Genomic DNA, 10,427 nt, shown 5'->3' with positions numbered 1-10,427 from the left:
GAATGTAAGGGAAGCGGCAAAGAGCCCTATAGCTGCTCCGTTGATTTCGTAAAAGCCGAACAACCTGTATTTCGCTGCTCCTGTCCAAGTCGTCAATTTCCATGCAAACATATATTAGGACTTTTGTATGCATATGCTGGAGGAAAGGCTTTTTCAACGGAAGAGATACCTGCGGATATTGCAGATAAGCGCGAGAAAGCGGACAAGCGTGAAGAGAAAAAGAAGGAAGCTGCCGCGATTCCAGCAGGTACAGAAACTAAACGCAAGGTTAACAAAAACGCTCTTATCAAGAAACTCGCTTCGCAGCTTGAAGGGGTCGAGCTCGTTCACAAGCTTGTGCAGCAAATCGTGCAAAGCGGTTTAGCTTCGTTGGATAAACGCTCTCTTCATATGTATGAGGAACAAGCAAAACAGCTTGGCAATCACTACGTACCCGGGCTCCAAGCAGCATTTCGAGAGATATTGGTTTTAGTAGGCTCAAGTGATAATCCGGAGACAATTTATTCCGAGGTTTGTGAACAGCTAGCTGCTATGCATGTATTAATTAAGCGCAGCCGGGATTATTTGAAGGCGCGAATGGAAGATTCGAGCATCCCAATGGATATCTCAAGCCCTCTTGAAGAAAAAATTGGCCATGCATGGCAGTTAGCTGAGCTGCGTGAGCATGGACTTCTCCGTGAAGCAGCTGAGCTTGTACAGCTTTCTTTCCGCTCTTATTCCGACGAAGCACGCGGTGAACATGTGGATGAAGGGTATTGGATGCAGCTTCAAGATGGAGAAATCGTCGTCACACGCAGCTATCGGCCTTTCCGAGCAGCCAAACATATGAAGGAAGAGGATAGCTGCTTTATGGTTGTCCAAACGAAGGAGTTATTTGTTTATCCAGGCGATTTGAATAAAAGGGTTCGCTGGGAAGAGATGACCATGCGTGAATGGATACCAAGTGATCGTGTTGTTATTCATTCATATGCAGAGCGATCCTATTCAGCGGCAGTAAAAACGGTGAAAAATCAGCTCAAAAATCCATTAGCAGACCGCAACCCGGTCATGCTGCTTCATGCTGCTCAGGTAGCAAATTCGGAAGGCGGATATGTTCTTGTTGATGAGCAAGGAGCTAGGCTTCCACTTGATGCCATCTCAAAGCTGAATCATCCTACATTGCCTTTACTCCGTAATTTAGATAAAGAGCTGCTTGCAAATGTGGGGGTACTTGTCATGTTCGAGGATCGACTCGCAGAAGGAAAGCTGCTGGCACAGCCTTTGGCTCTAATTACCGAACAAGAAATGATCCGCTTATTCTATTAATGGTTGACGAAGGAGCAAAACATGAGTATTCCATTATTGCGAGAATTGTATGAAGACGTTCGCCGTTTAATCATAGCAGGTGCGGGCATGGCGGCAGATGATGCGCGTTTGAGAAGATCGCTCCCTCAGCTGCAACAATTTGGTGAAAAGGCACCCATTTTCAAACGAATAGCAGAAGAAGTCGATAGTGTTACGAGGTCTAAGCAAGAGAATGCGGCTGACAAGCTGCTGGATTTAACAGTATTGCTGCAAGCGGTCTTGCATACACAAAGCTCTATTGAAGCGCCAGGTGAGCTGCTGCCCGTTGGCATAGAAGCAGCAAATAACAAAACGATCACGACGACCCCTTATCGAAAGCTTAAGCCGCTCATTGATTCGCTGACGCTTCGCGGTCCCAATCGGCTCGAAGCCATTAAACAAGGGGTTGAGGCAGGACTGTTCAACGATGTAAGAACATTCGCACCAGCCGTCAACGCTTTGAGAGACAGCTATTCTGAAATTGCTGAATATGTCGCAGATCATGTCATCCCACTTCTTGGTTCAGCTGCCTTGCCAATTCTGCATTCGGAATTCGATATGCAGGGAGGCAGCGGCGACGCGAGAATGCTCGTATGCCTTTATAAGCTGGCGAAGGACGAGAAGGAACTATGGCCAACTCTGCTGGCAGCGCAGAAGGATGGAGGATTGCCGGTACGTATAGCTGCGATATCGCTTACGGCTGGTTTGCCTAGCTTCGAGGAACATTTGCTCGATCTGTCGCATGACCGAAAAAAAGAGATTCGCAGCGCTGCTTTAATGGCATTGTCCCGCTTCGATTCTACACAAGTCGTTAACCGTTTGATGGAATCACTAAAGAAAAAAAATACAGACATCGCCATTGCTCCCATTCAAGCGTGCGAACTTCCAGCATTAACCGAGCAATTGTTGGCTTACGGTTTAGAGCTGGCTGAACATGTCGTTTCAGCTAAACAAGATACGGGCTTCCAAGAAAAGTTCAGCAGCGTCATCACTTGCTTTCAATCCAAAGCAGACATTGTTGCTGTAAGAGAATTTCTGATGCAAATGTTAAATGATGATGAGCTTTATTTTCAAGAGATGGAACCGATGATGAGCCAAGCAGCTCAAATATTATTAGATTCCAAAAATAATGAGGCATTAGTGTTTCTTCATGAGCTTCGCAATCGCCGCGCCTATTTGATCGCGTATTCGTTCAAAGCCGCACGACAAGTATTAAGCCCAGCAGATGTTTTTGACAGGTATGAAGGTTATGTAGAAGAGAAAAAGAGTAAAGTTGCACGCGAGCTAATACAAGCCATATATGAACTTACTCCTCATACGGTTGTGCAAGCCGCATTTACGCAACATCAAAATCAGTGGAGCTGGGATGCGAGATGGGCAGATCGCTTTATCACATTAAATGAGGAAGAGCTTATATGCCGATTAGTGGAACGCCCTAATGAGAGGGCAATCCACTATTTAGTCGACAAAGCGAAAGTAGCGCCACAACTGATGAAGCATCGATCAATTCATATTTTGTACACGTTATTCCGGCTCGGACATACTGATACGCCAGAGATGCTAATGTCATCACTGGAGCTTTCTACGCAAAAATCCTTTTATTATATGGACCGAGATTTGCAGCTATTAATTGCTATGCTTCCGGGGGAATTTGCGGATAGGCTTCAGCAAATCGCGGATAAGATGTCAAGCGAGTACTCTCGTGACCAATTAAAGCAGCTAGCCGAACACATTGCCGCTAAGCCAGCGGAGCTTGAATCGAAACCAGAAGGAGCGGGATTTCTAGCATGGATCAAAAACAAACTATCTTAAGGTTGCCTGCAGAGCAGTTATATGCACATGAACTCGAAGCACTGAAGAAACATGACACTGGAGAGAAACCGGCAGGCTGGCAGCTGTCACCGCGGGCAGTATTAACTTTTATTACAGGTGGCCGAGCTGGCAAGGTAGATATTACGCCAAAATACATTGGTCACACAAGACTCGTTGAAATTGCGATTGCGACACTGCTTACTGACCGAGCCTTATTGCTTATAGGTGAGCCGGGAACAGCAAAGTCATGGCTCTCGGAAAATTTGACGGCGGCCATTCATGGCGATTCATCTAAGGTTATTCAAGGAACCGCTGGTACAAGTGAAGAACAGGTACGATACTCATGGAATTATGCAATGCTTCTTGCTAATGGTCCGTCCGAGGAAGCGCTTGTCAAAAGCCCGATCTATCGTGCGATGGAGGCAGGAGGAATTTCGCGGTTTGAAGAAATATCACGCTGCGCTTCAGAGGTACAGGATGCTTTAATTTCCATTTTATCGGAGAAGACGATTTCTGTACCTGAGCTAGGCAGAGATATTCCCGCTGCAAGAGGTTTCTCCATTATTGCAACCGCAAATACGCGTGACCGCGGTGTCAACGATATGTCCGCCGCTTTGAAGCGTCGTTTCAACATCGTTGTGCTGCCGGCACCATCAGATTTGGATACGGAAGTAGCCATTGTGCGCAAACGGGTAAGCGAGATTGCTTCCAATTATCGGCTTGGTGAGGCTGTTCCTGAGGAGGAAGCTGTACGCAAGGTTGTGACCATTTTCCGCGAGCTGCGCAGCGGGATGACACTAGACGGCAAAGAGAAGCTGAAGCAGCCAAGTGGTGCAATCTCAACTGCGGAAGCAATATCCTTGCTTATTAATAGTATGGCGCTGGCAAGCAGCTTTGGGGATGGGCAGGTTGCTGAAGAGGACCTTGCTGCCGGTCTGCTTGGAGCTGTCGTTAAGGATGAAGCAAAAGATGATGCGGTGTGGAAGGAATATTTGGAAAATGTGATGAAAAAACGGGGAGCCGAGTGGCGAGGGCTATATCGTGCTTGCCGTGAGCTGAGTTCGTGAGTGCGGCTGCCGTATCCAATTACGGCGTTCATTTATTCGGCGTACGGCATCTCTCACCGACCGGGGCATTTCATTTGCAAACTTTTCTTCAAGAAGTTAAGCCGCAGCTCGTACTCGTAGAAGGGCCATCGGATGCAACGGAGCTCATTAGCCAAATCACATTAAAGGGTGTAAAGCCGCCCATTGCCATATTAGCCTATACCGATCAATTGCCAATCCGTACGCTTGTTTTTCCGTTAGCGGAGTATTCCCCTGAGTATCAAGCATTTGTATGGGCAGCTAGAAATGGCGTTGAAGCCAGATTCATCGATTTGCCGTCCGATGTATCGGTTAGCCTTCACTTGAAATTAAGTGCTGCTAGTGAAAAAGAAGATTATGCCGAAGGTGCCCGCTCGCATCGTGAACAAATCAATGATCGTTATGAGCAAGTGGCTATATCAGCGGGAGAATCCGATTACGAAACCTATTGGGAACGTTCGTTTGAACATAGCAGCGAGCCTAATACCTACCGCCATGCTATTCATGCTTTTTCAAGTGAGATGAGGCAGCTATCTGAGACGGATGAACGGATATATACACCGCTAGAGGCCGCTCACAATGAGATTCGCGAAGCTTACATGCGTGCACGAATTGCTGAGGCGATAGAAGGAGGCATTCCAGCTGAGCGAATTGTAGTTGTTACCGGAGCGTATCATGTTTCAGCACTCGAAGCGGAATTGGATGGTATGACTGAGCAAGAAGCAGCAGCATTGCCTAAGATTCAGACCAAGCTGACGCTTATGCCCTATTCGTATTATAAGTTATCCAGTCATTCAGGCTATGGAGCGGGTAACGCGGCACCGTCCTATTTTGAGCTTGCTTGGCAATGTTTAGTCAGTGGTGACCTTGGAAAGTTGTCTTCCGCTTATCTAGCAACGATTGCAGGTTATATGCGGCAGAGCGGGAATTTCCGTTCCGCAGCTTCCGTTATCGAAGCAGTAAGACTGGCTGAATCACTGGCATCCCTGCACGGAGGAAGATTGCCGACGCTGCGTGATCTTCAAGATGCCGCCATTACTTGTCTTGGATATGGCGAGCTTTCGATTGTAGCAGATGYGCTTGCAAGAACGAATATTGGTACTGCTATTGGTGCTTTGCCCGACGGAATCAGCCAAACCCCTATTCAAGAGGATCTTAATCGAAACTTGAAATCGTTAAAGCTGGAAAAATATAAAACGACGGTAGCAACTGACCTTGAGCTGGATCTACGAGAGAACAGAAGAGTGAAATCCGAGGATGCTGCTTTTCTTGATTTAAGAAGATCTTTTTTTCTTGAGCGTCTTCAGCTTCTATCGATTAGCTTTGCTAAGAAACGCGCAGTCAAGCAGGACGGCGCAACATGGGCAGAACACTGGGTGCTCTGCTGGACGCCAGAAGCCGAGATTGAGATCGTTGAGTCCATCATGAAAGGGGAGACGATCGAACTAGCAGCTGCTTTCTCTATTAAGGAGTCTTTAGCGCAGAGCACTAACCTATTAGACGCTGCGTCGCTCGTTAAGGCAGCATGGCAATGCGGGCTGCCCGCATCTATGGAAGATGCGCGTCGCACACTGCAAGAGCTGGCAGTTGAAGCTGGTGACTATACTCAAATCGCAGGGACACTTCGTGAATTGTCTATTCTCGTACAATTTGGTGATGTTCGAAAAATGATTACGGATGTGTTAGTACCTCTTCTTCAACAGCTTTTTTTAAGAGGTACGCTGCTCCTTGTTGATTCGTCGATTTGCAGTGACGATGCCGCGGCAAATATGGCTTCAGCAATCATCGATATGCATGCTGTATCACAGCAGCACTTTGAGGTCGTGGATGACGAGCGATGGGTACAGCAACTAGAGGAGCTTGCTTATCGCGATGATCGGAATGCTAAACTGTCAGGTCTAGCATTTGCTTTGCTGCTTGAGCGCAACCTAATCGATCATGAACGTTTAGCACGAGAGGTGTCGAGACGTTTATCCCCAGGGATACCTGCTGATATCGGAGCTGGCTGGTTTGAAGGCATGTCACTCCGCAATCGTTATGTGCTGCTGTCTCGGAGGCAGTTATGGGAACAGCTCGACCTTTATACAAGATCGCTTGATGATGAGCAGTTCAGACGATCGCTTGTTTTTCTTAGAAGAGCTTTTTCATCCTTTGAAGCTAGAGAAAAAAACGCGATTGCGCAATTATTAGGTGATGTATGGGGATTTGGATCCATAGAGGCGGCCGATGTATTGCAGCGGCCACTGAGCAGTGAGGAGCAACAAAAAATAGATGAGCTCAATGAGTTCGACTTTGGAGACTTATAATATGAGCGATAATGAGCATTTCGAACAATTAAAGCGTTGGCGCCTCATTTTGGGACATTCTGCAAACGACAAGCTATCTGACATGGCGAATGGTCAGGAATTGCTCGATAGTGAGCTGAGCTTGATGGATCAAGCTCTTGCAGCCATTTATGATGAAACAACTGAGATTATGACGGACAAACCCAAAAACAGCGGTGGTCGTTCAGCTGGTCTTAGCGCATCATCGCCCAAATTAACCAAATGGCTAGGTGACATTCGCAGCTTCTTTCCATCTGATATTGTGTCGGTCATTCAAGCGGATGCCATTGAGCGGAAGGGCTTGACACAACTGTTGTTCGAGCCGGAGACGCTAAGTCAGGTGAAGCCTGATATTCGGATGGTTGCGACACTCATCGCGTTAAAAGGCCGTATCCCTGAGAAAACAAAAGAAACAGCAAGATTACTCGTTCGCGAGGTCGTCGATGAAATTTTAGCTCGCTTGGAGCATGAAATTCGGCGAGCCGTTACAGGCGCTTTGAACCGAAGAAAACATTCACCGTTGCCTTCGATGACAGGGCTGGATTGGAAAACGACAATCCGCAGAAATTTGAAGCATTATGATTTGGATAGCCAAAAGCTTATTCCAGAACGGTTTTATTTTTTTGAACGCGCTCGGCGGAGTAAGGAATGGACCGTTATCCTCGATATCGATCAGAGCGGTTCGATGGCGGATTCGGTCATTTATGCTTCTATTATTGGTTCTATTTTTGCGAGCTTGCCTGCCTTGGATACACATGTTGTCGCCTTCGATACTGAAGTTGCTGATTTAAGCGAGCAATGTGCCAATGATCCAGTCGATATGTTGTTTGGCATTCAGCTCGGCGGCGGCACAGACATTAACAAATCAGTTCAATATTGCGAGCAGTTTATTAGCGACCCCAAGAAAACATTGTTTATTCTAATTTCAGATCTCTATGAAGGCGGCAACCAAGCAGCACTTATTAGGCGGATGGAAAATATGCGGCAATCCGGCGTTAGCGTAATTTGCTTGTTAGCCTTGTCGGATAGCGGAGTTCCTTCTTATGACGCTGCGCTTGCAAAAAAGCTGTCCACATTTGGCATTCCATGCTTCGGCTGTACGCCGGACCGGCTTCCAGAGCTGATTGCAGGCGCGCTGCAAGGGCGAGATTTGCAGGAGCTTGCTAGCGCAATTGATCCAGCGGGTAAATAAACCTTATAAACAGTTTATGGAATCTTAAGCTTTAATTAAACTTTACTTACAAGCCTCTTAACGATTGATTGTTATCTTTAGTAATAGATAACAAGTCGATTTTGGGAGGTTTTTTTTTATGCAAACAAAACTATATGTCCTATACGGCGGCAAATCCGTCGAGCATGAGGTTTCATTAAAAACAGCATACACCGTTATTCAATCCATAGATGATTCTAAATTTGAAGTATTCCCCATTTACATTACGCGAGAAGGACTATGGTGTACGCCTGACAAGTTAAATCAAGAAGGACTTCAATTAACCGATCTTATAGCTTTGCCCAAGCATAGGAGTGAAGCCGAGTCCATCGGACAGGTTTTAATGAGTCAATTCGCATTGCCAGGAAAAAAAGTTGTCTTGCCGCTGCTGCATGGCTCATATGGAGAGGATGGAACCGTACAAGGGCTGCTGGAATTGCTTAATGTTCCTTATGTTGGGAATGGTGTATTATCCTCAGCGCTTACACTGGACAAAGCCATCTCAAAGCAGCTGTTAGAGCAAGCAGGCATTCATCAGGTCGACTACCGTGTTTATCGATATGATCAATGGCTTGAAGATCATTCAAAGGTACTTCAAATGGCAGAGGAGACCATTGGTTATCCTTGTTATGTGAAGCCAGCCTCACTTGGATCAAGCATCGGCATCAGCAGATGCCACGACAAACAAGAGCTGGTTGCTGGCATTACCGAAGCATTTAAGTATGACAACAAAATTGTGCTTGAGCGTGAAGTGATCGGCAGAGAGATTCAAGTGGCTGTTATGGGTAATGAGAAGCCGCTTGCCTCACTGCCAGGCGAATTCATCCATGACCATGTCTTCTTCGATTTCGAGTCCAAATACATGGATAAGCAGCTAAAGATGTCGATTCCAGCGCATCTATCCGAAGAAATTACGTCGCAAATTAGGCAGCTAGCCATCAAAGCATACCATACTCATAACTGCTCGGGTCTTGCACGGGTAGACTTTTTCTTAGATGGCAAGGGACAGTTGTATTTGAATGAAATCAATGCACTGCCTGGCTTTACGAATTACAGCATGTATCCGGTCATGTGGGAGCGGACGAATGGAACTCGATATTCGGAGCTTGTCGAGAAATTAATTGATTATGCTATCATGCGTCATGCTGAAAAACAATCGATTCAGTACACGAGGTGACCGATATGCTTAGAGATACTTGGGCAGACATTCATTTGAATCATATTCAAGACAATCTAATACAGATTCGCGAAACGCTGCCAAACGATGTCAAGCTGATGGCTGTTGTGAAAGCAAATGGCTACGGACATGGCGATCTTGAATCTGCGCATATGGCTGAACAAGCAGGCGCTGATGTTCTGGCTGTTGCTTATTTAGAGGAAGCGCTCCGCCTTAGATCCTATGGCATGAAGCTGCCTATCCTTATTTTGACACCAATAGACGCTGAATATGTACACTTAGCCATCGAGAATGATTTGATGTTAACCGTTACAAATGCCACATGGTTTAAGCAAATGAGAAAATACAAACCGACTGCATCTGCCAAGAAGCTGCTTATCCATGTGAAAGTGGATACGGGGCTCGGGAGAATTGGTATTCAGTCAAAAGAAGAGTGGGACAAGCTTGTGCCATGGCTAAAAGCGCCAGATATCGAAGTGGATGGATTTTACACTCATTTTGCGACTGCAGGCAAAGCAGATACGACATTTCTTGACCTGCAAACAAGCCGCTTTATGGAGATGATGGAATGGAGTAAAAAGTCCGGTCTCCATATTCGTCATTATCATTGTGCGGGAAGTGCAGCTGCACTCCGATTTCCTAATCTTGCAATGGATATGGTACGCATTGGGGCGGCGATGTACGGCTTTTATCCAGAAAAGCTTGTGCAATCTGTGAAGCTCAAGCCTGTTTTGAGCTTGCACAGCAAGCTCATACAAGTAAAGAAGCTTCACAAAGATGAGTACCTAGGATACGACAATTCCTATCAGGCAGAAGAAGAGCAATGGATTGGCACAGTTCCGATTGGATATGCAGATGGCTGGTCACAAAGCATGCAAAATTCCGAGGTGCTGGTTAATGGACAACGGGCAAAAGTCGTCGGAAAAATATGTATGGATCAGCTCATGGTAAAGCTGCCAGGACCTTGTGCGGAAGGAACACAGGTGACTTTAATCGGACGACAGGGAGCAGAAGAGATCACATTTGCAGAGCTAGCCGCCCATATTGGGAGCGTAGCACAGGAAATATCAACGTCGCTAACAGCTAGAGTAACAAGGAAATACAAGGACGTAGAGGAGGCTTGGACGAATTGGGGCAACCGAACCAAATTGAAACCATTCAAGAAAGCGGTTATGTAAAGCATACAGCTGTTCAAGTTAGTCGTGCAGAAATGTATGAAGGTCATCTGGTATTGGTTAATCAAGCCAACCCTATAAAACAGTCCATTTCACTCGACAAGCTGATCCCGCTTCATACTAATCCTGATATAAAATTGCTGGAGGAAGGTTTGTTACTAGAGAAAACATGCTTGCAGCATTTCAATATACTTCTAAATGAATCTCAAGCCATGAATGATATTATTGCAGTTAGCGCTTATCGCTCGAGAGAGGAGCAGGAGCAAATCTATGAAACCTCTCTAGTGGAAAATGGAGACGAGTATACCGCTTGTTATGTGG

8 protein-coding genes are annotated in these 10,427 nt (G+C 46.1%); all 8 read left to right on the top strand.

Annotated elements, in window-relative coordinates; genetic code table 11:
- On the top strand, positions 1-1,305 hold a 1,305-nt coding region (locus tag AC1DSE_RS22315; RefSeq protein ID WP_477528204.1), incomplete at its 5' end, for an SWIM zinc finger family protein.
- A 21-nt stretch (positions 1,306-1,326) separates the two neighbouring features.
- Positions 1,327-3,135, top strand: coding sequence for a hypothetical protein (locus AC1DSE_RS22310; RefSeq protein WP_477511605.1), 1,809 nt, complete (start codon positions 1,327-1,329; stop codon positions 3,133-3,135).
- Complete coding sequence (locus AC1DSE_RS22305) at positions 3,111-4,202, top strand: ATP-binding protein (protein WP_430059001.1); 1,092 nt, start codon at positions 3,111-3,113, stop codon at positions 4,200-4,202. The genes AC1DSE_RS22310 and AC1DSE_RS22305 overlap by 25 nt, the downstream gene beginning before the upstream one ends.
- On the top strand, positions 4,199-6,526 hold the full coding sequence (locus AC1DSE_RS22300; protein WP_477528203.1) for a DUF5682 family protein: 2,328 nt from the start codon (positions 4,199-4,201) through the stop codon (positions 6,524-6,526). The genes AC1DSE_RS22305 and AC1DSE_RS22300 overlap by 4 nt, the downstream gene beginning before the upstream one ends.
- A 1-nt stretch (position 6,527) precedes the next feature.
- On the top strand, positions 6,528-7,736 hold the full coding sequence (locus tag AC1DSE_RS22295; protein WP_477511607.1) for a VWA domain-containing protein: 1,209 nt from the start codon (positions 6,528-6,530) through the stop codon (positions 7,734-7,736).
- A 118-nt stretch (positions 7,737-7,854) separates the two neighbouring features.
- Positions 7,855-8,931 (top strand): D-alanine--D-alanine ligase family protein, encoded by a 1,077-nt coding sequence (locus tag AC1DSE_RS22290; protein WP_477511608.1) that lies wholly within the window; start codon positions 7,855-7,857, stop codon positions 8,929-8,931.
- 5 nt (positions 8,932-8,936) lie between these two features.
- On the top strand, positions 8,937-10,109 hold the full coding sequence (alr, locus tag AC1DSE_RS22285; protein WP_477511609.1) for an alanine racemase: 1,173 nt from the start codon (positions 8,937-8,939) through the stop codon (positions 10,107-10,109).
- Positions 10,061-10,427, top strand: a 367-nt coding sequence (locus AC1DSE_RS22280; protein WP_477528202.1) for a M15 family metallopeptidase domain-containing protein, incomplete at its 3' end; no start/stop codon positions are given. The genes alr and AC1DSE_RS22280, both read left to right, overlap by 49 nt.

This window comes from Paenibacillus sp. 01L418 (genome assembly GCF_056400045.1).
Note: the sequence above shows the minus strand (reverse complement) of the source record. Positions and strands in the feature narration are given on the sequence as shown.